Raw genomic sequence first — 22,152 nt, 5'->3', positions numbered from 1 at the left:
GGTAGGTGTTCCCCTGGCGACACGTCCCCACCGCGGTGGGTAGGTGTTCCCCTGGCGACACGTCCCCACCGCGGTGGGAGGGCCGTCCCAGGGGCCGCTCAGCCGGGCATGGGAGAATCCGGAGCATGCCTGGAGCCGTCGGTCTGCCCCCTCCCGAGGGCACCCCGCGGGCGCTGCACGACGGCTCGCCGGTGACGTTGGTCCACGTGGTCCGACACGGCGAGGTGCACAACCCCGAGCGGATCCTCTACGGCCGACTCCCGGGATACCACTTGTCCGACCTCGGGCTGGAGATGGCGCACGCGGCTGCCGAGCACCTGGCCGACAGGGACATCAGCCACGTGGTGAGCTCGCCCCTGGAGCGGGCGCGGGAGACCGCCGCCCCGATCGCCGTGGCGCACGGGCTGGAGGTGGCCACCGACACCCGGTTGACCGAGAGCGGCAACGTCTTCGAGGGGGAGACGGTCGACCGTCGGATGATCGCCGACCCTCGGCACTGGCCGGCCTTCGTCAACCCCTTCCGACCCTCCTGGGGCGAGCCGTACGCCGAGATCGCCGCGCGGATGCGGGGCGCGTTGGACCAGGCTCGGGACGAGGCCACGGGGCGCGAGGCCGTCATGGTCAGCCACCAGCTGCCGATCTGGATGCTGCGCCGCTCGGTCCAGGGACAGCGCCTCTGGCACCACCCCCGGCGGCGCGAGTGCAGCCTGGCGTCGGTGACCACGGTGCTCTTCCACGGCGCGTTGCCGGTGCGGGTGATGTATGCCGAGCCCGCCGCCCACCTGCTCGCCGCCGCCGTCGACGTGACGGGTCGGGCGAGCGAGGTGGCACCGTGAGGTCCGCGGCCCGCGCGGTCGGCCCGGCCGCACTCCTCGTGCTGGCGCTGGGCGCCTGCAGCGACGAGGGGACCAGCATCACCGAGCAGATGCGCGCCGGGGACCAGAAGGGCTACGTGGCGGGGGACGGCACGATCGAGCGGCTCGCCCCCGGCGAGCGCAGCACGACCGTCTCGCTGTCGGGGACGACCCTCGAGGACGAGGACTGGAGCCTCGAGGACCACCGTGGCGACGTCGTGGTGATCAACGTCTGGGGGGCCTGGTGCGGGCCGTGCACCGCCGAGGCGCCCGACCTGGCCGCGGCGGCGACCGCCTTCGAGGAGGCGGGCGAGCCGGTCACCTTCATCGGGGTCAACGACCGGGACTCCATCCCCAGCGCGCGGGCCTTCGAGGACAAGCACGACATCCCCTACCCCTCGCTGGCCTACGACGGCGGACGCACCCTCGCCCAGCTCGGCAGTCTCGCGCCCTTCCGGCCCACGACCCTGGTGGTGGACGCCGAGGGGCAGCTCGCGGCCCGGGTCGGGGTCCAGGTGGACGAGTCGACCCTGACCGGCATGGTCCAGGACGTCCTGGACGACGAGGCGGGCGCGGCGGACGGCGAGGGAGCCGGCGGGTGAACGAGCTGGTCCTCTCCGGCCCGCTGCTGCTGGCCGTGGGTGTCGCCGCGCTGGCCGGCGTGGTGTCCTTCGCCTCGCCGTGCGTGCTCCCCCTCGTCCCCGGGTTCCTCGGCTACCTCGGGGGGATGACCCCTGGTCGCCCCGGGGTCGCGCAGGAGGCCGGCGGGCCGGCCCCGGGTGTCGGCCGATGGAGGCTGCTGCTCGGGGCGTTCCTCTTCGTGCTCGGCTTCACCGCGGTCTTCCTGCTCATGAGCGTGGCCATCTCCGGCCTGGGGCTGACCCTCGTCGAGCACCAGGGGCTGCTGCTGCGGGTGGCCGGGGCGGTGGTGATTGCGCTGGGTCTGGTGATGATCGTCCAGCCGGGTGCGTCCTGGCAGCTGCGGTGGCGCCCCGCGGCGGGGCTGGCCGGGGCGCCCCTGCTCGGCGTCGCCTTCGGGCTCGGCTTCACCGCCTGCACCGGCCCGGCCCTGGCCGCGATCCAGACCCTGGCCACCTCCATCCTGCCCGGGGAGGGGCAGCTGACGCGCGCGGTGGTCCTGGGCACGGCCTACAGCCTGGGCCTGGGGTTGCCCTTCCTGCTCGTCGCCGCCGGGCTGGGGCAGGTCAGCCGCGTGTCCCGGTGGCTGCGGGACCACTACCTGCTCATCCAGCGGACCGGCGGGACACTGCTGGTGCTGCTCGGCCTGCTCATGGTCACCGGCGTCTGGGCCGGGCTGACCGCCTGGGTCCAGGCCCACCTGGTCAGCGGTTTCGAGACGGTGCTGTAGATGGTCACCGAGCAGCAGCAGCGGATCGAGCCCAGCTACCCCAAGAACCGCACGGCCCTGGGCGGGCCGCGCCTCGGACCGGTCGGCTGGGCCCGCTGGGTCTGGCGCCAGCTCACCAGCATGCGGACCGCCCTCGTGCTGCTGCTCCTGCTCGCCGTCGCCGCCGTGCCCGGCTCGGTCTTCCCCCAGCGCGGCGTCGACCCGGTGCGGGTGCGGCAGTACTTCGAGGACACCCCGGAGCGGGCCCGCTGGCTGGACCGGCTCGGCATGTTCGAGGTCTACTCTTCGCCGTGGTTCGCCTCCATCTACCTGCTGCTGATGGTCAGCCTGATCGGCTGCGTGCTGCCCCGCATGCGCCAGCACGCCAGGTCGCTGCGCGCGCAGCCGCCCCGTGCCCCCGCCCGGTTCGACCGGCTTCCGGTGAACCGCCAGGTGGAGCTGGAGGCGGACCCGGACGACGTGGTGGCGGCGGCCCGCGCCACCCTGGGGCGGCGGCGCTTCCGGCTGCGGGAGGCGGGTGACGGCGCGCTGGTCGTGTCCGCGGAGAAGGGCTATCTCAAGGAGGCCGGCAACCTGCTCTTCCACGTCGCCGTGCTCGGGGTGATCGTCGCGGTCGCGGTGGGTCACCTCTTCGGCTGGCGCGGGGAGATCATCATCAAGGAGAGGGAGTCGTGGACCTCGGCCGCCGGCAGCTACGACACCCTGAGCCTGGGCCCGCTGGTGGACCAGAGCGACATCCCGAGCTTCACGGTGCGCCTCGACGACCTGCGGGTGGAGTTCGAGAGCGAGGCCCAGGGGGCGCAGTTCGGCCAGCCCCGCGTCTTCGAGGGGGTCGCCACGATCGAGCGGCAGGGTGAGCAGCCGCGCCAGCGCGGCTTCGGGGTCAACGACCCGCTCTCGATCGACGGCACCTCGATGTTCCTCCTCGGCAACGGGTATGCCCCCGTCGTCACCGTGCGGGACGACGCGGGCGACATCCTCTTCTCCGACGCCGTGACCTTCCTGCCGCAGGACAACACCTACGGCTCGGACGGCGTCATCAAGGTGCCGGCGGCCGAGCCCAGCCTCGGCTTCGCCGGCGGCTTCCTGCCGACCCTGTCGATCGGCGAGGACGGCATGACCTCCTCCTTCCCCGGCCTGGTGGACCCGGCGCTGGTCCTCACGGCCTACGAGGGCGACCTCTTCCCCGAGGGCCGCTCGCAGTCGGTCTTCTCCATCGACACCGAGTCGATGGAGCAGGTGATGCAGGCGGACGGCGAGCCGAGCAGGATGCTGCTGCGGCCCGGCGACGTCCTCGAGGTCCCGGGAGGGCGCGGGACCATCGAGCTGGAGTCGGTGATCCGCTGGGGCGGCATGCTCGTCCGGCATGACCCGGGCCGGCTGCCGGCGCTGATCTTCGCCGGTGCCGCCCTGGTCGGGCTGGTCCTCATGCTGGGGGTGCGCCGCCGCCGGGTCTTCGTGCGGGTGACCGCCCCGGCCGGCGACCCGTCCGCGCCGGGGGCGCGGCATACTGGTCTGAGCATCGCGGCCCTGCCCAAGGGCACCGACCCCGGCCTGGACGACCTGGTGGACGGCCTCGTGGAGCAGATCACGTCGGCGTCCGGAGCCCGGGTGCTCGACCCCGGGCCGGGCCCGGCCCGGACCACCGACGACGCACGAGACGAGGACGAGGCATGACGAACGAGACCCTGGCGGAGGCCAGCGACCTGGCGATCTGGGGCGCCGTGGTGGTGCTGGTCCCGGCGATGCTCGCCTTCCTCGTGCACCTGGCCGTCTCCGGCTCGGCGGCCGGCCGACGCGCGGACCAGCGCGAGCCCGCCCTCACCGTGGCCGGGAGCCCGGGCCTGCCGCAGCCCCCGGCCGCGCAGCACCCCGGTGCCGGCGCGGCCCGCGCCTCGCGCCGGTGGGGCGTGGTCGGTCTCCAGCTGACCTGGTTGGCGACCTTCCTCACCCTCGCCGGGACCGTGCTGCGTGGCGTCTCGGTGGGACGTCCACCGCTGGGCAACATGTATGAGTTCGCGCTCGTGACCGCCTCCTTCGCGCTGGTGATCTTCTCCGGCTGGAGCCTGCGCCGGGACCGGCTCTGGCTCGGGGCCTTCGTCACCCTTCCGGTGCTGGTGATCCTCGGCGCGGCGAAGGTCGCGTGGTACACCGAGGCGTCCCAGCTGATGCCCGCGCTCAACAGCATCTGGCTGGTCATCCACGTGACCATCGCCATCCTGGCCACCGCGCTGTTCACGATCGGGGCGGCGCTGGCGACGGCATACCTGCTGCGCGACCGGGCGGAGACCCGCGACCGGGTCCGCGGCTGGATCGCGGCGCTGCCGGAGGCGACCCGGCTGGAGCGGATCACCTACGGCATCCACATCGTGGCCTTCCCGCTGTGGACCTTCACCCTCATCGCCGGCGCCATCTGGGCCGAGCAGGCGTGGGGGCGCTACTGGGGCTGGGACCCCAAGGAAGTGTGGACCTTCATCATCTGGGTGGTCTACGCCGCCTACCTGCACGCCCGCGCCACCAGCAGCTGGTCCACCCGCCGGGCCACCTGGATCGCGCTGGCCGGGTTCGGGTGCGTCGTCTTCAACTACGTCGGCGTCAACCTGCTGATGACCGGGCTGCACTCCTACTCCGGGGTGGCCACGTGATCGCTGCCCGCTACACGGTGCTGCGGCTGCTGATCTTCATCGGCTTCTTCGCGCTCTTCCGGCTGCTGCGCCTCGAGGTCATCTGGGCCGCGGTCGCCGCGGCCCTGGTGTCGATGGTGGTGTCCTACTTCGTGCTGGCCCCGGACCGGCGCCGGCTCGAGGCCGGGTTGGAGCGGCGGGTCGAGGACCGCGTCGCCCGGCGACGGGCGCAGGTCGACGCCGAGCGGGTCGACGAGGAGGACTGAGCAGCGCGCCCTCAGGGGTCGACCCGGGCGTCCCGCAGCTCCAGGACCCGGTCGGGGTAGTCGGTGATCACCCCGTCGACCCCGGCCGCCAGGACCTCACGGATCTGCGCCTCCTCGTTGATCGTCCACGCGTGCACCGCCATGCCGCGGTCGTGCGCGGCGTCGACGACATCGGGCGTGACGAGGGCGAACCGCCCCTCCTGCAGCGGGACCTGCAGCGCCTGGCTGGGCGCCGACAGCCCGGCCTCGAGCTGGAGCCGGGCCGCCACGTAGAACGGCAGGATCTCGCCGCGCGTGGACGAGGTCGCGATCTCGGGGCAGGCCTCGCGGAAGGCGGCCATCGCGTCGTCGTGGAAGGAGGCCACGAGGGCGCGCGGGCCGGCGCCGAGCCGGCGCAGCTCGTCGCAGAGGGCGAGCGCGGTCGGCTCTCCGGTGGGCTTGATCTCGATGTTGACCGGCAGGTCCGGGTGCGCCCGGAGCACCTCGGCGACGGTGGGGATGGTGAGGCCCCGGCCACGGTATGGCGTCGTGCCGGTCTGCGGATGTCCCTCCAGGGTGGGCCACCGGTAGCCGGCGTCCAGCTGCCGCAGCTGCTCCACCGTGTGGTCGGCCACGGGCCCGGTCCCGTCGGTCGTCCGGTCCAGGGTGGCGTCGTGGATGAGCACGAGGTGGCCGTCGGCCGAGCGGTGGACGTCCATCTCGAGCACGTCGGCGCCGAGCCCGGCGGCGTGGTCGAAGGCCGCCAGGGTGTTGGAGGGGCGCAGGCCGTCCCCGCCCTGGTGCGCGATGACGAGCGGGCGGCCCTGGCTCCACACCGGGTGCTCGGGCGCGTCGTCGGCCACCAGCACGGCGATCCCGAAGGCCGCCAGGGACACGACCACCAGGGCCAGGAGGACCTTGCCGACGACGCGCAGCACGGCGGTCAGGACAGGACCAGGCCCAGCGACAGGGCCACGGCGTAGCCCAGCTGCAGGATCCCGGTCTGCACCAGGGCCGGCAGCAGCGCCGGCCCGTAGGCGTCGCTCGTCACCAGCCGGAGCGGCCGCCAGGCCAGGGGTGCGGCGAGCAGCCCGAGCAGGGCGAACGGGTGGGCGACCGCGGCGACGCCGACCGCGAGGAACGCGCCGACCAGCAACGAGGCATACAGCCGCCGCGTCCGGCGGAAGCCCATCCGGACCGCGAGGGTGCGCTTGCCCGCGGCCCGGTCACCCTCCAGGTCGCGCAGGTTGTTGGTCACCAGGATGGCGCTGGCCAAGAAGCCGCAGCCGAAGGCCCCGCCGATCGCGCCCAGGTCCAGGACGTGCGCCTGGGTCCAGGTGGTGGCCAGCACGGCCACCAGCCCGAAGAAGACGAAGACCATGACCTCGCCCCAGCCGCGGTAGCCGTAGGGGTTCTTGCCACCGGTGTAGTGCCAGGCCGCCCACAGGCAGGCCAGCCCCAGCGCCAGCAGCCACCAGGCACCGGAGAGGGCCACCAGCGCGAAGCCGGCCAGACCTGCCCCGAAGAAGGCGGCGAAGGCCGCGGTCCGGACGTTGCCCGGCTCCGCCAGGCGCTGCCCCACCAGCCGCACCGGGCCCACCCGGTCCTCGTCCGTCCCCCGGATCCCGTCGGAGTAGTCGTTGGCGTAGTTGACGCCGATCTGGAAGCCGAGGGCGACGCACAGGGCGAGCACGGCATACCCGAGTTCGGCGTCGCCGATCGCGTGCGCGGCGGCGGTGCCGACCAGCACCGGTGCGACGGCGGCGGGGAGCGTGCGCGGGCGCGCCCCCTCGATCCACTGGGCGAGGGATGCCATGGGATGTGCCCCTTAGAGGTCTCTCAGGAAGTCGGGGTCGTCGTCCGGTCCCAGCGGACCGCGCGGGGGTCCGGAGCGCCCGCCGCGGCCGCCGAAGATGATGTCCAGGATGCTGCGCGGACGACCGGCGATGAGCCAGGCGATCCCGCCCGCGCCCGGGAAGATCAGGCAGATGATCACCCAGAACGGCTTCGGCAGACCGCGCACCTCGTGCTCGTCGGTCTGGACCGCGTCCACGACGCAGAAGACGGTGAACGCCAGCAGCGCCACGGGGATGGCCACGCGAAGCACTTCTCACCCGTCCTTCCAGGTCATGGTGGGGGAGATCCCATTCTGCCACCGCGGTCGAGCAGCCGCCGCGCCGCCGCGCGGTCCGGCTTGCCGCTGGGCAGCAGGGGTATGCCGTCCACCACCTCGACCTGCTTCGGGACCGCGTGCGGCGGCAGGTCCACCGCAGTCAGCCGGCCCGGCACCGCCGCACCCGGCTCGCCCTCCGTCAGCGTCACCAGGGCGCTCACCCGCTCTCCCCACTCGGCGTCCGGCACCCCCAGGACCAGTGCCTCGGCCACCTCCGGGAGCGCCAGCAGTGCGGCCTCCACGTCGCCGGGCTCGACCTTGTGCCCACCGGTGACGATGACGTCGTCGGCACGGCCGAGGACCACGAGGTGGGAGTCGTGGAGCTCCCCCCGGTCGCCGGTGACGAACCAGCGGGTCCCCTCGTCCACGAACCTCTCCGCGGTCAGACCGGGGTCGTCGACGTAGCCGTCGGCCAGCACGGGGCCACCGATCCGGATCAGTCCGTCGTCGTCGACGGCGATCCGGACGCCGGGGAGCGGCCGGCCGTCGTAGACGCAGCCGCCGCAGGTCTCGGACATACCGTAGGTCGTCACCACCTTGACCCCTGCGCCGCGCGCCCGGGTCAGCAGGCCGGTGTCCGCCGCTGCGCCACCGACGAGCACGGCGTCCAGCCGCAGCAGCGCCTCGACGCCCTCGGGGTCGGCGAGCGCCCGCCGCAGCTGGGTCGGGACGAGGGAGGCATACCGGCGCCTGCCGTCGTCCATGCGTCCGACGGCGGCGGCGAAGCCGGCGGCGGTGAAGGAGGCCCGCTGGTCCAGCTCGACCGGGGTGGTGCCGGCCAGCGCGGACCGGACCAGCACCTGCAGCCCGGCGACGTGCCGGGTGGGCAGGGCCAGCAACCACTGGCCGCCCGACACGTCACCCAGGACCTCGGCGGTGGCCTGGGCGGAGGCCCGCAACGCCGACGCGCTCAGCCGCACCCGTTTCGGCGCCCCGCTGGACCCGGAGGTGGCGACCACGACGGCACCGGTCTCGCCCTCGGCGTGGTGATGCAGCAGACGTCGTAGCGGTTCGCCCAGCTCGGACCAGCCGGCTGCGTCAGGGATCGTCAGGTCGGCGGCCCGGTCCGTCACGGCTCAGCCAGGAAGCGGTCGACGTCGACGAACCACTCGCCGTCGATCCGGACCAGAGTGATCGTCGAGTCGCCCATCGACTCGGCGAAGAGCTCGCTGTAGTTGTCCTGGTCGATGACGGCGGTGTCGCCCTCGACGTCCGCTCCCCTGATCTGCATGGCGTCCAGGATGTCCCGTCCCTCCTCGCCCAGGCCCTGCGCCTGGACGGCGGAGGCCATCGTCTCGGGCAGCTGCTCCTCGCACAGCTCGAGGTCCTCGGGGACCTCGCGCATCGGCAGCGTGGTGTCGCTGAAGGAGAGGATGTGCCCGCACGCGGCGGGGTCGGCATCGACCAGCGCGAGCAGGAACTCCTTGGCGCGGTCGGCGGCGGCCTGGCCCTCCTCGCCACCCTCGACACCTGAGCCGCCGGTGGTGATGGCTGCGTCGTCGGGGGGCGCGCCGGTCTCCCCGGCCGCGTCGTCGGTCGTGGGCCCCGCGGGCGTCGACATCTCCTCCCCGGTGCTGTCGGCGACGTCGCTGCCCCCGTCGCAGGCGGCGAGCAGCAGCGCCGGTGCCGCCAGCAGTGGCATCAGTGAGCGTCGCATCCGGTCGTCCTCCCTGGTCGCGGCGTTCCGCACAGTCTCTCACGGGCGCCCGGACGGCCCGGGGTCAGAAGTACCAGGGGAAGGGCCGCCAGTCCGGGTCACGCTTCTCCAGGAAGGAGTCGCGGCCCTCGACCGCCTCGTCCGTCATGTAGGCGAGCCGGGTCGCCTCGCCGGCGAAGACCTGCTGGCCCATGAGGCCGTCGTCGGCCAGGTTGAAGGCGAACTTGAGCATCCGCTGCGCCGTCGGGCTCTTGCCGAGGATCTCGCGGGCCGCCTGGACCGCCTCGACCTCGAGCTCGGCGTGGTCGGCGACGATGTTGACCGCACCCATCCGCTGCATCTGCTCCGCGTCGTAGGCCCGCCCGAGGAAGAAGATCTCCCGGGCCGCCTTCTGCCCCACCATCTTCGCGAGGTAGGCCGACCCGTAGCCGGCGTCGAAGCTGCCGACGTCCGCGTCGGTCTGCTTGAACCGGGCGTGCTCCCGCGAGGCGATGGTCAGGTCGCAGACCACGTGCAGGCTGTGCCCACCTCCCGCGGCCCAGCCGCTGACCACCGCGATGACGACCTTGGGCATGGTGCGGATGAGCCGCTGGACCTCGAGGATGTGCAGCCGACCGCCCTCGGCGCGGACCCGCGCGGTGTCCACGTCGGCGGCCGTGTCTCCCTGCGCATACTGGTATCCGCTGCGGCCGCGGATGCGCTGGTCGCCGCCGGAGCAGAAGGCCCAGCCGCCGTCCTTGGCGGACGGCCCGTTGCCGGTGAGCAGCACCACGCCGACGTCGGGGCTCTGCCGGGCGTGGTCGAGCACGCGGTAGAGCTCATCGACGGTGTGCGGGCGGAAGGCGTTGCGCACCTCCGGCCGGTCGAAGGCGATCCGCACGCAGCCCAACTCCACGTGCCGGTGGTAGGTGATGTCGGTCAGGTCGAAGCCCGGGACCGGATCCCACGCGGTGGGGTCGAAGGGGGACTCGGGGTGGGTGGTCGGGGTGCTCTGCTCGCTCACGCGGTCAGCCTAGGCGTCCCGTCACAGCTTGGTCGCGTGGACCATCGCGAAGCCGAGCTGCTCACCGCCGTCGGTCGCGAGCATGGTCGGCACCGGATCGGTCGGCGGCTCCCCGACCAGCTCGCACCAGGCCACCCAGGACGCGAAGCCGTCGCGCTGCATCGATCCGTGGATGTCGGTCACCAGGCCGGAACGCTCCCAGTGGGTCGTCCACCACTGGGGCGAGTGCCAGGCGGCGGCCTCCCACCCGACGACCTGCGAGACGTGGGCAGGCGGCGGCTGGTCGTAGGGGTCGGTGCGCAGGGCAGGTGTGGTCATGCCGACGTGTCCCCCTGGGCGGAGCACCCGCAGCAGGGAGGGGAGTAAGTGGACGTCGGTGCCGAAGTACTCGAAGGCGTCGATGCTCACGACGGCGTCGAACTCGTCGTCCTCGAACGGCAGGTCGCGGGCATCGGCGTTGACGACCCGCACCGACCCCTCGACCCCGGCCCCGCGCATGGTCCGACCCATCTCCTCCTCGCCGACCCACAGGTCGCACGCCGTGACCGTGGCCCCGAGCTCGCGTGCCAGGAAGACCGAGGTGGCGCCCCTGCCGCAGCCCAGGTCCAGCACCCGGCAGCCCGCGGGGAGGGCCATCGAGGAGAGGAGGTCCTCGAGCTGCCACAACGGGTGCGGCCCCATGTCGAGCGACCGGACCCAGTCGAGGTCGTAGGTCGCGGACCGGGGGAAGCGGTCGGGGGACGGGGCGGGCATACCGACGAGTATGCGCGACGTCACCCGAGTGCGACTGCCAGCCGGTTCGTCAACTGAGAGCCTGCTCGAACACGCTCGTAGATGACGAACCGGCTGTCAGTCACGCCGCCCCGCAGGTGGGGCGGTCATGGCCCCCGCCAGCAGGTCGTTCAGGGACGCGAGGGCGGTCCCGGGGTCAGGGGGGCGTGCGGGGTTGACCTCGCAGACCGTGAGCACGCGGGCCGCCGGGTGGCCCATCAGGCCGGCCGTGAGCACTCCGAGCGTCTCGAGGCCCAGCCCGGGGGTGTCCCGTTGCTCTTCGGCGACGGGGAACAGCCTCTGGTCGAGGACGTCGACGTCGACGTGGACCGAGAGCAGGTCCAGGTCGTCGGCCCACGCGGTCAGCTCCGCGACGACTCCTGCCGTGTCGGTCGTGATCTCCTCGGTGGTGTACCGGGTGAGAGCGAGGTCCGCCAGGCGTCGCTGCTCGTAGGGCGTGGCCAGGTCTGCGCCGACCAGGCGGAGGGTGTCGGGGGTCACCATCGGCGGGGGTCCGCCGAGTCCGGCGAGGCGCGGGTCCGCATCGGGCGCACCCACCAGGTGGGTCACCCCCATCCAGTCGGCGAACCCGTTGCCCTCGACCGGCGAGGTGAGGTCGCAGTCCAGGTCGACGTAGGCCAGCCCGACCCGGTCGCCCCTCGCGGCCCTCGCCCCGGCCACGACCCCGAGCTGGATGGTGCAGTCACCCCCGAGGACGAGGATGCGGTCCTCCGCGGATTCCGTGAGCAGACGCTCGACGTGGTCGGCCACGGTGGTCGCGGCCGCGACGACGCGGGCGGCGCTGCGCAGGGCTGGGTGCTCGTCGTCGGGCCGCATGCGCAGCTGCACGACGTCACCGTGCTCGACGACCTCCAGCCCCCGGTCCTGCAGTCGACGGAGCAGGCCCGCCTCGCGCAGCGCTGCGGGCGCCAGCTCCTGACCAGGGCCGTGCGCCCCGGCCGAGGTGGCCGCACCGACGACGTGCACCCTCCGGCTCACGGGCTCCCCTCGTGATCCGGTCCGTGCTCGGCGGACGCGGGACGACGCACCGGCCGAGGGTCAGCCGTCGCGGCTGGAGAGCACGCAGAACTCGTTGCCCTCCGGGTCGGCCAGCACGGTGAAGGTGTCCTCCTCGCTCTGGCCGACGTCCACGTGGCTGGCGCCCAGGTCGAGCAGACGCTGCACCTCGGCGTCCCGGTCCTGGGACAGGTGCGGTGCGAGGTCGATGTGCAGGCGGTTCTTCACCTGCTTGCCCTCCGGGACGGGGACGAAGACCAGACCCTGGCCGCGTCGCATCCAGGCGTCCAGGTCGGGCTCGTGCTCGGGGCCCTCCATCGCGTGCCGGGGGACGGCGACCGCCTCGTCCGGGGTGTCGTAGACGACGGTCCAGTCCAGCGCCTCCGCCCACCAGTGGGCCTGGGCCTGCGGGTCCGCGCAGTCGACGACGACGGTGTACCACTTGAGTGCCATGGCGACATCCTGCCGCAGCGCGGTGGCGGCCGTCGGCGCCCCGACCCTTGCCGCGGACACGTGCTGTCCGCTACCTCCACGGTGTCGTTCTCTACCCTGGAGCCGTGTCGTCACACCCCACGCCCGACCTGGACGAGCTGCTCGCCGCGGCGCGGGTGGTCCGGCTGCCGATGCGGGTGCGCTTCCGCGGGGTGACCGAGCGTGAGGCGGTGCTGCTCGACGGACCGCACGGCTGGGCTGAGTGGGCCCCGTTCGCCGAGTATGCCGACCGCGACGCCGCGCGCTGGCTGGCCGCGGCGGTGGAGGCCGGGTGGGGCCGGCTCCCCGCGCCGGTGCGCGAGGAGATCGGGGTGAATGCGACCGTGCCGGCCGTCCCGGCCGGTGACGTGGAGACCCTGCTCTCCGGGGTGGACGCGCGCCGCACCGCGAAGGTGAAGGTCGCCGAGACGGGTCAGTCGCTGCGCGACGACGTGGCGCGGGTGACCGAGGTGCGCCGCGTGCTCGGACCGGCCGCCCGCGTCCGGGTCGACGCGAACGGCGGATGGACCGTGGAGCAGGCAGTCTCGGCGCTGACCGCGCTGGCCCCCCTGGACCTGGAGTATGCCGAGCAGCCCTGCCGCACCGTCGAGGAGCTGGCCGAGCTGCGGCTGGCCCTGGCCCGGGGCGGGATCGGCGTCCCCGTCGCCGCGGACGAGTCCATCCGCCGCGCCGAGGACCCGCTGCGGGTCGCCCGGTTGGCTGCCGCGGACCTGGTCGTGGTGAAGGCGGCCCCGCTGGGTGGCGTCGGACGGGCGCTCGAGCTCATCGACCGGTGCGGCCTCCCGGCGGTGGTGTCCTCGGCGCTGGACACCTCGGTCGGGCTCGCCCTCGGCGTCCGCCTCGCCGCCGCCCTCCCCGGGCTGCGCCACGACTGCGGCCTCGGCACCGGGGCGCTGCTCGCCGCCGACGTCGTGGGCGACCCGTTGCTCCCGGTCGCCGGCCGGCTCACCGTCGCCCGGGCGGACGCCGCCCGGGAGGGGGTCGACGCCGGCGCGCTCGCGGCATACCGGCCGGAGGAGGAGCGCGTGACCTGGTGGCGGGACCGCCTGACCCGTGCCCACGCGCTCCTCTGAGGCGCCCCCGGGGAGACGTCCGGCGAAAGATTTACGCGACGGAAACATCCGTAACGCAACTTTTACACCAGGGCGACACGGCCTGAAACATCGTGGGTCTTGACTGGGGCGCACAGCGAGCGGACCTCCCATCCCCGACGGCGTGACACGGGGAGCCCGCCCGGCAACGCACCACTCACTGGAGGCACGGAACGATGGAACTCTCGACAAGCGACGTCTGGGTCATGGTGTCGGCAGCGCTGGTGCTGCTGATGACTCCCGGGCTGGCGTTCTTCTACGGCGGCATGGCGCGGGCCAAGGCCTCGACCAACATGATCCTGATGAGCTTCGTCTCGATCGGGCTGGTCGGCGTCGTCTGGGTGCTGTGGGGCTACGGCATGTCCGCCGCCCCGCCGCTGCTCGGCGGGCTCGTCGGCAACCCGGCCTCGGACTTCGGTCTGGTCAACTACATGGGCACCGCGGATCTGATCGGCATCGGCTTCGGCGCGACCTTCGCGATCATCACCGTGGCCCTCATCTCCGGTGCGGTCGCCGACCGCACCCGCTTCGGGTCCTGGTCGGTCTTCGTGCCGATCTGGGTCACCCTCGTCTACTGCCCGCTCGCCTTCATGGTCTGGGGCGGCGGGCTGCTCTCCGCCGACGGCGCCATCGGCTCCACCTTCGGCGAGGCGATCGACTTCGCCGGCGGCACCGTGGTCCACATCAACGCCGGCCTGGCCGCCCTGGTGCTCGTCTACATCATCGGCTCGCGCAGCGACTTCGGCCCCAAGGGTGCCCACAAGCCGCACAACATCCCGCTGATGATGCTCGGCGCCGCGCTGCTGTGGTTCGGCTGGTTCGGCTTCAACGGCGGTGCCGCCGGGACCGCCGAGGAGGCCGGCCTGATCTGGGTCAACACCCTGGTGGCGCCGGGCGCGGCGATGCTGGCCTGGTTGGTCACCGAGCGCGTCCGCGACGGTCACGCCACCTCCCTGGGCGCCGCCTCCGGTGTGGTGGCCGGTCTGGTCGCGATCACCCCGGCCTGCGCCAACGTCTCGGCCCTCGGCGCGATCCTCATCGGCGTGGTGGCCGGTGTCGGCTCCGCCCTGGCGGTCGGCCTGAAGTACAAGTTCGGCTACGACGACGCCCTGGACGTCGTCGGGGTCCACCTGGTGTCCGGTGTCATCGGCACCGTGATGATCGGCTTCCTGGCGCTGCCGGTCGACGGCGAGGGCGGTGGTCTGTTCTACGGCGGCGGCGCCGGGCAGCTGGTCGCCCAGGTCGTGGCTACTCTCTTCACCCTCGTCTTCACCGGCGTGATGACCGCGCTGATCGGTCTGGCGATCGCCAAGACCATCGGCTTCCGGGTCAGCGCCGAGGACGAGGCCCGCGGGATCGACCTGTCCGAGCACAGCGAGTCCGCCTACGCCTTCGGTGATGAGGCTGCCTCCTACGACCCCATTGCCGAGGAGGCCCGCGTCTAGTCGCTCGGGGCGACTCGCGAGCCGGTACGACGGCGGGGCACCTGCGGCAGCGGCCGCGGGTGCCCCGTTCGTCGTGGGTCGGCCCTCGGGCGGGTGCTCATCCCTGCAGCAGCAGGGTCAGGATCCGCCGCAGCTCGGCCCGGTCGGCGGGGGAGAGGGTCGAGACCTCCTGCTCGGCGGCGGCCCGGCGGCGCTCCTGGACCCGCTCGACGGTATGCCGTGCCCGCGCGGTGGGCGTGAGGAGAACGGCGCGACGGTCGCTCGGGTCGGGGGACCGGCCGACCAGGCCGGCCCGTTCGAGGGCGTCGGCGACCTCGGTCGCGGAGCGGGGTGCGATGCCCAGGTGCTGGGCCAGCACCGAGATCCGGATGCCGGGCTGCTCGGCGCGGCGGGAGAGGCGGGACAGCGCGAGCAGGGCCCGCTCCTGGTGGGGGGAGAGGGCCTGCCCGGTCGCGTCCCCAGGGTGCCCCGAGTGCCGCCACTGCCGGGCCACGCGCAGGAGCAGGTCGACCTCGGTCGGCTCGTCCTCGCGTGCCGGGGAGTCGCCGTCGGTGCCGCTCATGGGGCCAGTCTAGCGAGGCCAGGAAATAAAGAGGTAACCTCACAGTGTTGTCTCCTCTGAAACCTGACTGCTCCGGCCGGCGACGACGACCGGCCCACCCCCGAGGAGGCCCGTATGGACCCCGATCTCCTGCCCACATCCGGACGTGGCTCCGGCGGCCGAACCCGCCGTGACCCGAAGGACACCGCCCAGCTCGCCGCGCACCCGGTGAGCGCCCGACGCGTGCTCGCCCTCTTCGCGCCGCACCGTCGCACCATCGCCGCGGTGCTCGTCCTCATCGTCACCACCTCCACGCTCGGGCTGGCCGCGCCCTTCCTCACCAAGGAGATCGTCGACGTGGCGATCCCGGACCAGGACGTCCGGCTGCTGCTCGTCCTCGTCGGCCTGATGGTCGGCGTGGCCGTCGTCAGCGCCGTCCTGGGCGTGATCCAGACCTGGCTGTCCACGACCATGGGCCAGCGCATCATGCACGGGCTGCGCAGCGACCTCTTCACCCATCTGCAGCGTCAGCCCCTGTCCTTCTTCACCCGCACCCGCTCCGGTGAGGTCCAGTCCCGCCTCACCCACGACGTGTCGGGCCTCCAAGGCGTGGTCACCTCCACCGCCACCTCGTGGGCGGGCAACGTGGCGACCGTGCTGGGCACCCTGATCGCCATGCTCGCCCTGAGCCCGACGCTGGCCCTGCTCTCCCTCGTCGTGATCCCGCCGGCCGTGCTGGTCACCCGCTCCGTGGCCCGGCTGCGCCGGGAGGCCACGGAGAAGCGCCAGCGTGCGCTGGCCGGTCTGCACGCGCAGGTGGAGGAGTCGCTGTCGGTGAGCGGTGCCCGGCTGAGCAAGACCCTGGGGGCGGGGGGCCAGCTCGCCGAGCGGTTCGAGGGCACCAGCTCCGGCCTGCTCGACCTGGAGGTGGCGGCCCAGATCGCCGGCCGCTGGAGGCAGGCCACCATGGGCATCGTCTTCGCCGTCGTGCCGGCCGCGCTCTACCTCGTCGCCGGTCTGCCCGTCACCGGCGACGGCATCACCATCGGCACGCTCGTCGCCGTCACCACGCTCCAGGCCGGGCTGTTCCGGCCGGTCATGGGACTGCTGTCCACCGGCGTCCAGGTGACGGCGTCGATGGCGCTGTTCAGCCGGATCTTCGAGTACCTCGACCTGCCGGTCGACGTCGCCGAGCCCACCGGCGCCCAGGTGCGCCACCTGTCCGAGCCCGTCCGCGGCCAGCTGCGCCTCGAGGGGGTGAGCTACCGGCATACCGACGCCGGGCAGGACGCGCTCACCGACATCGACCTCACCATCCCCGCCGGGTCGACCGTCGCCCTCGTCGGGCACACCGGATCCGGCAAGAGCACCCTCGCCTCCCTGCTCACCCGGCTGGACGACCCCACCACGGGCCGGGTCACCCTCGACGGTGTCGACCTGCGTGACCTCCCGGCCGCCGAACGGGCCGCGGTCGTCGGCGTCGTCACCCAGGAGACCTACCTGCTGCACGCCAGCGTCCGCGACAACCTGCGGTTCGCCCGCCCGGACGCGAGCGACGCGCAGATCGAGCAGGCCGCGTCCGACGCGCAGATCCACGACCTGATCACCTCCCTGCCCGAGGGCTACGACACGATCGTCGGAGCCCGCGGCCACCGCTTCTCCGGCGGTGAGCAGCAGCGGCTCGCCCTGGCCCGCACCCTGCTGCGCGACCCCCAGGTCCTCGTCCTCGACGAGGCCACCAGCGCGCTGGACACCCGGACCGAGGCCGCGGTGCAGGTCGCCCTGGACCGGCTCGGGCGGGACCGCACCGTGATCGCCATCGCGCACCGTCTCTCCACCGTGCGGAACGCCGACCTGGTCGTCGTCCTGGAGGCCGGCCGGATCGTCGAGCAGGGCTCCCACGGCGAGCTGCTGCGCGCCGGGGGAGCGTATGCCGACCTCGTCCGGGCGGGCTCGCGGGAGCCCGCCGGCGAGGTCGCCCTGGCGGCCTGAGGCATCCCGGCGGCAAAGGCATTCGCCCCCCGGGCGGTGCGGGCGATATCCTCTGGTGTCCGGCGTTCCATCCCCAGCACTCCGTGAGGTGTCCCGTGCCCACCGGCAAGGTCAGGTTCTTCGACGAGGACAAGGGCTTCGGCTTCCTGTCCAGCGACGAGGGCAACGACGTCTACGTGCCCCGCTCCGCGCTGCCCGAGGGCGTGGGTGCGCTGCAGCGCGGCAGCAAGGTGGAGTTCGACATCGTCGCCGGCAAGCGCGGCGACCAGGCCCTGCACGTCCGGCTGCTCGACCCCGCGCCGTCGGTCACCCGCGGCCTGTCCATGCGGGACCGCAAGCCGGCCGAGGAGATGGTGGTCGTCGTCGAGGACCTCATCACCCTGCTCGACCAGGCGTCCACGTCGCTGCGCAAGGGTCACTACCCGGACCGCACCCACGGGATGGCCATGGCGAAGGCGCTGCGCGCCGTCGCCGACCAGTTCGAGGCGGGGAAGTAGTCCGCATGCCCACCCCCAGGAGCGATGCCGTGCTGACCGGTGCCGTCGAGGTGGCGCGCGCCGCGGCGGGCGAGATCGCCGAGCCCGGGACCGTCGGGGAGCACCTCGAGGTCGTCCTCGAGGCCGAGCGGCTCGCGACGCACTACTTCGCCTGCACGGCCGGGGCCTACCCCGGCTGGCGCTGGGCGGTCACCCTGTCGCGCGTGCCGCGGGCACGGACGGCGACCGTCAGCGAGGTGCACCTGCTGCCCGGGGAGGACGCCCTGCTCTCTCCCGAGTGGGTGCCGTATGCCGAGCGGCTGGCCCCCGGCGACATCGGCCCGGGCGACCGCACCGCGTTCGTCGAGGAGGACCCCCACCTGGAGCCCGGTTTCGAGGCGACCGGGGACGAGGAGGTCGACGCCCTCGCCCTGTGGGAGCTCGGCCTCGGGCGCCCCCGGGTGCTGTCCGCCGAGGGTCGGGAGGCCGCGGCCACGCGGTGGCAGGACGGTGACCGCGGTCCGGGCAGCGAGAGCGCACGGAAGGCGCCGGCGCCGTGCCGTACCTGCGGCTACTTCCTGCCCATGTCCGGTGCCCTGCGCTCGGTCTTCGGCGTGTGCGCCAACGAGTGGTCGCCCGCCGACGGCGGTGTGGTGGCCCTCGACTTCGGCTGCGGGGCGCACAGCGAGGTGGATGTCGAGAAGCGGTCCTCGGAGAAGATCGACCCACCGGTGCTCGACGACGAGACCGAGATCGTCTTCAGCGAGCGCTGACCAGGGGACGAACGCTCACGCCTCGGCGGCGTTGCCCTTGCCCCGCCGCAGGTAGGCATACCCCAGCGTGCCGAGCACGATCCCTGCCACCGGCACCCAGACCCACCAGTCCCGCTCGCCGCTGCGCAGGGAGGGGACGAGCACCAGGACCGCCAGGACGACGAACCACGCGAGGATGCCCCAGCGGACCAGCGTGATCGTCCGCAGCGTGACCTCCGGAGGGCGCACCGGGTCCGCCTGCTGCTCGTCGCCCGGCCCCGGCCCCTCGACGTGTCCCGACTGACTGTCCACGCCGCTACGCTAGCCCGCATGTCGACCACCGCCCGGGACGCGCGCCCCTCCGGCTCCCTCGACAGGTTCTTCCAGATCTCGCAGCGCGGCTCCACGCTGGCGCGTGAGCTGCGCGGTGGGCTGGCGACCTTCTTCACGATGGCCTACATCGTCGTCCTGAACCCACTGATCATCGGCACGGTGCCGGACGGCACCGGTGAGCTGCTCGCCGGGGGAGACCTCGCCGTCATCGCCGCCTGCACAGCCCTCGTCGCCGGGGTGCTGTCCATCCTCATGGGGGTGGTCGCCAACTACCCCCTCGCACTGGCGACCGGACTGGGGCTGAACGCCTTCGTGGCCTACGGCATCGCCAGCCTCGAGGGGATGACCTGGGCCGACGCGATGGGTCTGGTGGTGCTCGAGGGGCTGATCATCCTGGTGCTCGTGCTCACCGGATTCCGGGAGGCCGTCTTCCGGGCCGTGCCGACCCAGCTCAAGACGGCGATCAGCGTGGGCATCGGGCTGTTCATCACCATCATCGGCCTGGTCGACGCGGGGATCGTGCGCAAGCCCGCCGGGGGGCCGGTGCCGGTCGAGCTGGGCGTGGGCGGGTTCCTCTCGGGCTGGCCGACGGTCGTCTTCCTCGTGGCGCTGTTCGCCATCGCGGTCCTCATGGCGCTGCGGGTGCAGGGCGCCATCCTCTACGGCATCGTCGGGGGCACCCTGCTGGCGATCCTCGTGGAGGCGGTCTTCGCCGTCGGGCCGCAGACCCCGGAGGGGGACAACCCGACGGGCTGGGGGCTCGGTGTGCCGGCGCTCCCGGAGAGCGTCGTGTCCACCCCGGACTTCTCGCTGCTCGGGCAGTTCAGCCTGCTCGGCTCGATCGAGGCGATCGGCATCACCGCCTGCTTCCTGCTCGTCTTCACCCTCATGCTCGCCGACTTCTTCGACACGATGGGCACGATGGTCGCGATCGGCGCGGAGGCCGGTCTGCTGGACGAGGAGGGCAACCCGCCCCGGACCCGGCAGATCCTGGTCGTCGACTCGATCGGCGCGATCGCCGGCGGTGCCGGTGGGGTGAGCAGCAACACCTCGTACATCGAGAGCGCGTCCGGGGTCGGCGAGGGCGCCCGGACCGGCCTCGCCTCGATGGTGACCGGGGTGCTCTTCCTGCTCACGACGTTCCTCTCCCCGCTGGTGGCGATCGTGCCGCACGAGGCGGCGACCCCGGCGCTGGTGGTCGTGGGGTTCCTCATGATGCAGCAGGTGGTCGGGATCGACTGGGGCGACATGGAGATCGCCTTCCCCGCCTTCCTGACCATCGTCTTCATGCCCTTCACCTACTCGATCACGGCTGGCATCGGGGCAGGCTTCGTCACCTGGGTGCTGCTCAAGGTGGTGCGCGGCAAGGCGGGCCAGATCCACCCGCTGATGTGGCTCGTCGCCGTGCTCTTCCTCCTCTACTTCGGGATCGACCCCATCCGAGGGCTCCTCGGGGTCTGAACCGCACCGCTCAGCTATCGTTAGATCGGGTAATGAGTTAGACTAACGATCGTATGAGTGACCCTGCCCCGGACCCTGCCACCGCAGCCCTGGCGCACGACCTGCGCATGGCCTGCATGCGGGTCGCCCGTAGGGTGCGCTTCGACGTCGGCAACACCATCGCCCCGCACCACTTCAGCGTGCTGGTCCGCCTGCACGAGCAACCGCGGACCCTGGGTGAGCTGGCGGCGATCGAGCAGGTGAGCCCACCGAGCATGAGCCGCAGCATCGACCAGCTCGCCGACCTCGGGTATGTCGTCCGCTCCCCGGACCCCGACGACGGTCGCCTCGTGCGGCTGTCGCTGACCGGCGAGGGCAGGGACGTGGTGGGCAGGGAGCGGGAGCTGCGGGACGCCTGGATGGCGGCCCGGATCGAGGGCCTGAGCGATGCCGACCGGACCGTGCTGCGCCGCGCCACCGACCTGCTGGAAGGACTGCTCGAGGCCGACCGCGGCGGGGCGCAGAGTCGGGCGAGCGGGAGCGGGGAGGCCCGATGAGCGCGATGTTCTCCGCGCTCTCGGTGCGCAACTACCGGATCTACGCCACCGGCGGCATCATCTCCAACACGGGGACCTGGATGGGCCGCGTCGCCCAGGACTGGGTGGTGCTCACCGAGCTCACCGACAACTCGGCGCAGGCGCTCGGCCTGGTCACCGGCCTGCAGTTCCTGCCGATCCTCCTCTTCTCGCCGCTGGCCGGCGCGATCAGCGACAACTTCTCCAAGCGTGCCGTGATGCTGGTCAGCCAGTCGGCAATGGCCTTCTTCGCGACGGTCATGGGGGTGGCGGTCCTCACGGGCCAGATGGAGCTGTGGCACATGTTCGTGCTCGCCTTCCTCTCCGGCACCGCGGCCGCCGTGGACGCCCCCGCCCGTCAGGCCTTCGTCTCCGAGATGGTCCCGAAGGCGCAGATCACGAACGCGGTCGGGCTCAACTCCGCGTCCTTCCACTCCGGCCGGCTGATCGGCCCCGGGGCCGCCGGACTGCTCATCGCCGCCTTCGGCACCGGACCGACGCTGCTGCTCAACGCGCTGACCTTCGTCGCGGTGATCGTCGCGCTGCTGGCGATGGACCCGTCCCAGCTGGCCACCCGGGACCGCACCGGCCCCCGCGGTCGCGTGCGCGAGGGCATCGCCTACGTCCGCGGTCGCTCCGACATCCAGCTCATCCTGGTCATCGCCTTCATGCACGGCACCTTCGGGATGAACTTCCAGATCTTCAACGCCCTCATGTCCACGGAGGTCTTCGGCAAGGACGTCACCGAGTTCGGCATCACCGGCTCGGTCATGGCGATCGGGTCGCTCGCGGGGGCCCTGCTCGCGGCCCGGCGGGAGCGGCCCCGCTGGCGGTTGCTGCTGGGCTCGCTCGCGGCGTTCTCCGGCTGCACGGCGCTCATCGCGCTCGCGCCGACGTTCACGGCATACACCCTGCTGCTCATCCCCACCGGCCTGTGCGCGCTCACCGTCATGGTCAGCGCCAACGCGATGGTGCAGCTGACCGTCGACCCCGCCGTGCGCGGGCGGGTGATGGCGCTCTACATGGCCGTCTTCATGGGCGGCACGCCGCTCGGCTCGCCCTTCCTCGGCTGGTTCGCCGAGCAGTTCGGTGCCCGGCCCACCGTGCTCATCGCGACGGTGATGTGCGGTGCCACGGCTGCCCTCGCGGCCCTGCACGTGATGCGGCACGACCACCTGCGGCTGCGGTTCCGGGCCAGCTGGCCGCGCCCGGTCTACCTGGTGCGGCTGACCGAGCCACTTCCTGAGAAGGTGACCTGATGAGTGCCCGAACCCGTCGTGTCGTCGTGCTGCTCGCGCTGGC

At 72.8% G+C, this 22,152-nt stretch carries 25 protein-coding genes; 14 read left to right on the top strand and 11 right to left on the bottom strand.

Annotated features, from left to right (window positions below):
- Positions 1-125 precede the first annotated feature (125 nt).
- The 6 genes from FXF60_RS09315 to FXF60_RS16520 are packed head-to-tail and all read left to right on the top strand — an operon-like array spanning position 126 to position 5,113.
- Entirely contained in the window at positions 126-836 is a 711-nt protein-coding gene (locus FXF60_RS09315) for a histidine phosphatase family protein (RefSeq protein ID WP_151525694.1), read from the top strand.
- On the top strand, positions 833-1,456 hold the full coding sequence (locus FXF60_RS09310) for a TlpA family protein disulfide reductase (RefSeq protein WP_238335790.1): 624 nt from the start codon (positions 833-835) through the stop codon (positions 1,454-1,456). The genes FXF60_RS09315 and FXF60_RS09310 overlap by 4 nt, the downstream gene beginning before the upstream one ends.
- Positions 1,453-2,223: a cytochrome c biogenesis CcdA family protein gene (locus tag FXF60_RS09305; RefSeq protein WP_151525693.1), complete on the top strand. Its 771-nt coding sequence runs from the start codon at positions 1,453-1,455 to the stop codon at positions 2,221-2,223. The genes FXF60_RS09310 and FXF60_RS09305 overlap by 4 nt, the downstream gene beginning before the upstream one ends.
- Complete coding sequence (gene resB, locus FXF60_RS09300) at positions 2,224-3,900, top strand: cytochrome c biogenesis protein ResB (protein WP_151525692.1); 1,677 nt, start codon at positions 2,224-2,226, stop codon at positions 3,898-3,900.
- Complete coding sequence (ccsB, locus tag FXF60_RS09295) at positions 3,897-4,868, top strand: c-type cytochrome biogenesis protein CcsB (RefSeq protein WP_151525691.1); 972 nt, start codon at positions 3,897-3,899, stop codon at positions 4,866-4,868. Before resB ends, ccsB begins: the two co-directional genes overlap by 4 nt.
- The gene (locus FXF60_RS16520) at positions 4,865-5,113 is read left to right on the top strand and encodes a DUF4229 domain-containing protein (RefSeq protein WP_192796676.1); all 249 of its coding nucleotides are present in this window, start codon (positions 4,865-4,867) and stop codon (positions 5,111-5,113) included. Before ccsB ends, FXF60_RS16520 begins: the two co-directional genes overlap by 4 nt.
- Positions 5,114-5,124: 11 nt before the next feature.
- Here FXF60_RS16520 and FXF60_RS09285 read toward each other — a convergent pair whose 3' ends face one another.
- From FXF60_RS09285 to FXF60_RS09245, 9 genes are all read right to left on the bottom strand, one after another.
- Complete coding sequence (locus FXF60_RS09285) at positions 5,125-6,030, bottom strand: glycerophosphodiester phosphodiesterase family protein (protein WP_192796675.1); 906 nt, start codon at positions 6,028-6,030, stop codon at positions 5,125-5,127.
- A gap of 5 nt (positions 6,031-6,035) precedes the next feature.
- A complete protein-coding gene (locus FXF60_RS09280; RefSeq protein ID WP_151525688.1) occupies positions 6,036-6,908 on the bottom strand; it encodes a 1,4-dihydroxy-2-naphthoate polyprenyltransferase in 873 nt (290 codons plus the stop codon).
- A gap of 12 nt (positions 6,909-6,920) precedes the next feature.
- Positions 6,921-7,190 carry a PLDc N-terminal domain-containing protein gene (locus FXF60_RS09275; protein WP_367889961.1) on the bottom strand — a complete coding sequence of 90 codons (270 nt, stop codon included), beginning with the start codon at positions 7,188-7,190 and terminating at the stop codon, positions 6,921-6,923.
- A 29-nt stretch (positions 7,191-7,219) separates the two neighbouring features.
- On the bottom strand, positions 7,220-8,338 hold the full coding sequence (gene menE, locus FXF60_RS09270; RefSeq protein ID WP_151525686.1) for an o-succinylbenzoate--CoA ligase: 1,119 nt from the start codon (positions 8,336-8,338) through the stop codon (positions 7,220-7,222).
- Positions 8,335-8,922: a hypothetical protein gene (locus tag FXF60_RS09265; RefSeq protein WP_151525685.1), complete on the bottom strand. Its 588-nt coding sequence runs from the start codon at positions 8,920-8,922 to the stop codon at positions 8,335-8,337. Before FXF60_RS09265 ends, menE begins: the two co-directional genes overlap by 4 nt.
- A 64-nt stretch (positions 8,923-8,986) precedes the next feature.
- Positions 8,987-9,925 carry a 1,4-dihydroxy-2-naphthoyl-CoA synthase gene (locus FXF60_RS09260; protein WP_151525684.1) on the bottom strand — a complete coding sequence of 313 codons (939 nt, stop codon included), beginning with the start codon at positions 9,923-9,925 and terminating at the stop codon, positions 8,987-8,989.
- 21 nt (positions 9,926-9,946) lie between these two features.
- Positions 9,947-10,678 (bottom strand): SAM-dependent methyltransferase, encoded by a 732-nt coding sequence (locus tag FXF60_RS09255; protein WP_151525683.1) that lies wholly within the window; start codon positions 10,676-10,678, stop codon positions 9,947-9,949.
- Positions 10,679-10,774: 96 nt separating this feature from the next.
- Positions 10,775-11,695 carry an arginase family protein gene (locus tag FXF60_RS09250; RefSeq protein ID WP_151525682.1) on the bottom strand — a complete coding sequence of 307 codons (921 nt, stop codon included), beginning with the start codon at positions 11,693-11,695 and terminating at the stop codon, positions 10,775-10,777.
- 60 nt (positions 11,696-11,755) lie between these two features.
- Positions 11,756-12,166 carry a VOC family protein gene (locus FXF60_RS09245; RefSeq protein ID WP_151525681.1) on the bottom strand — a complete coding sequence of 137 codons (411 nt, stop codon included), beginning with the start codon at positions 12,164-12,166 and terminating at the stop codon, positions 11,756-11,758.
- Positions 12,167-12,270: 104 nt separating this feature from the next.
- Between FXF60_RS09245 and FXF60_RS09240 the strand changes: the two genes are divergently transcribed.
- Both FXF60_RS09240 and FXF60_RS09235 read left to right on the top strand, forming a co-directional pair.
- Positions 12,271-13,278 (top strand): o-succinylbenzoate synthase, encoded by a 1,008-nt coding sequence (locus FXF60_RS09240; RefSeq protein WP_151525680.1) that lies wholly within the window; start codon positions 12,271-12,273, stop codon positions 13,276-13,278.
- Positions 13,279-13,472: 194 nt separating this feature from the next.
- Positions 13,473-14,741: an ammonium transporter gene (locus FXF60_RS09235; RefSeq protein ID WP_151525679.1), complete on the top strand. Its 1,269-nt coding sequence runs from the start codon at positions 13,473-13,475 to the stop codon at positions 14,739-14,741.
- Between the two features lie 97 nt (positions 14,742-14,838).
- Here FXF60_RS09235 and FXF60_RS09230 read toward each other — a convergent pair whose 3' ends face one another.
- On the bottom strand, positions 14,839-15,303 hold the full coding sequence (locus FXF60_RS09230; protein WP_151525678.1) for a MarR family winged helix-turn-helix transcriptional regulator: 465 nt from the start codon (positions 15,301-15,303) through the stop codon (positions 14,839-14,841).
- A 114-nt stretch (positions 15,304-15,417) separates the two neighbouring features.
- Here FXF60_RS09230 and FXF60_RS09225 point away from each other — a divergent pair, with 114 nt between their 5' ends.
- The 3 genes from FXF60_RS09225 to FXF60_RS09215 all read left to right on the top strand — a co-directional run bounded on the left by FXF60_RS09225 (position 15,418) and on the right by FXF60_RS09215 (position 18,523).
- Positions 15,418-17,274: an ABC transporter ATP-binding protein gene (locus FXF60_RS09225; RefSeq protein WP_151525677.1), complete on the top strand. Its 1,857-nt coding sequence runs from the start codon at positions 15,418-15,420 to the stop codon at positions 17,272-17,274.
- 95 nt (positions 17,275-17,369) lie between these two features.
- Positions 17,370-17,771 (top strand): cold-shock protein, encoded by a 402-nt coding sequence (locus FXF60_RS09220; protein WP_151525676.1) that lies wholly within the window; start codon positions 17,370-17,372, stop codon positions 17,769-17,771.
- Positions 17,772-17,776: 5 nt separating this feature from the next.
- A complete protein-coding gene (locus tag FXF60_RS09215; RefSeq protein WP_151525675.1) occupies positions 17,777-18,523 on the top strand; it encodes a DUF3027 domain-containing protein in 747 nt (248 codons plus the stop codon).
- Between the two features lie 15 nt (positions 18,524-18,538).
- Here the strand turns inward: FXF60_RS09215 and FXF60_RS09210 are convergent, their stop codons facing one another.
- Positions 18,539-18,814: a DUF2530 domain-containing protein gene (locus FXF60_RS09210; RefSeq protein WP_151525674.1), complete on the bottom strand. Its 276-nt coding sequence runs from the start codon at positions 18,812-18,814 to the stop codon at positions 18,539-18,541.
- Between the two features lie 18 nt (positions 18,815-18,832).
- Here FXF60_RS09210 and FXF60_RS09205 point away from each other — a divergent pair, with 18 nt between their 5' ends.
- From FXF60_RS09205 to FXF60_RS09195, 3 genes are read left to right on the top strand one after another with little or no spacing between them, the layout of a single operon-like run.
- Positions 18,833-20,296, top strand: a complete 1,464-nt coding sequence (locus tag FXF60_RS09205) for an NCS2 family permease (protein ID WP_151525673.1) — start codon at positions 18,833-18,835, stop codon at positions 20,294-20,296.
- A 53-nt stretch (positions 20,297-20,349) separates the two neighbouring features.
- The gene (locus FXF60_RS09200) at positions 20,350-20,832 is read left to right on the top strand and encodes a MarR family winged helix-turn-helix transcriptional regulator (protein WP_151525672.1); all 483 of its coding nucleotides are present in this window, start codon (positions 20,350-20,352) and stop codon (positions 20,830-20,832) included.
- The gene (locus FXF60_RS09195) at positions 20,829-22,109 is read left to right on the top strand and encodes an MFS transporter (RefSeq protein WP_238335789.1); all 1,281 of its coding nucleotides are present in this window, start codon (positions 20,829-20,831) and stop codon (positions 22,107-22,109) included. The genes FXF60_RS09200 and FXF60_RS09195 overlap by 4 nt, the downstream gene beginning before the upstream one ends.
- Positions 22,110-22,152: the final 43 nt, after the last annotated feature.

Origin of the sequence: Serinicoccus kebangsaanensis (assembly GCF_008919445.1) — a bacterium.
GTDB lineage: Bacteria > Actinomycetota > Actinomycetes > Actinomycetales > Dermatophilaceae > Ornithinicoccus > Ornithinicoccus kebangsaanensis.
The sequence above is the reverse complement of the archived record's forward strand: the minus strand, read 5'-3'. Positions and strand labels throughout refer to the sequence as shown.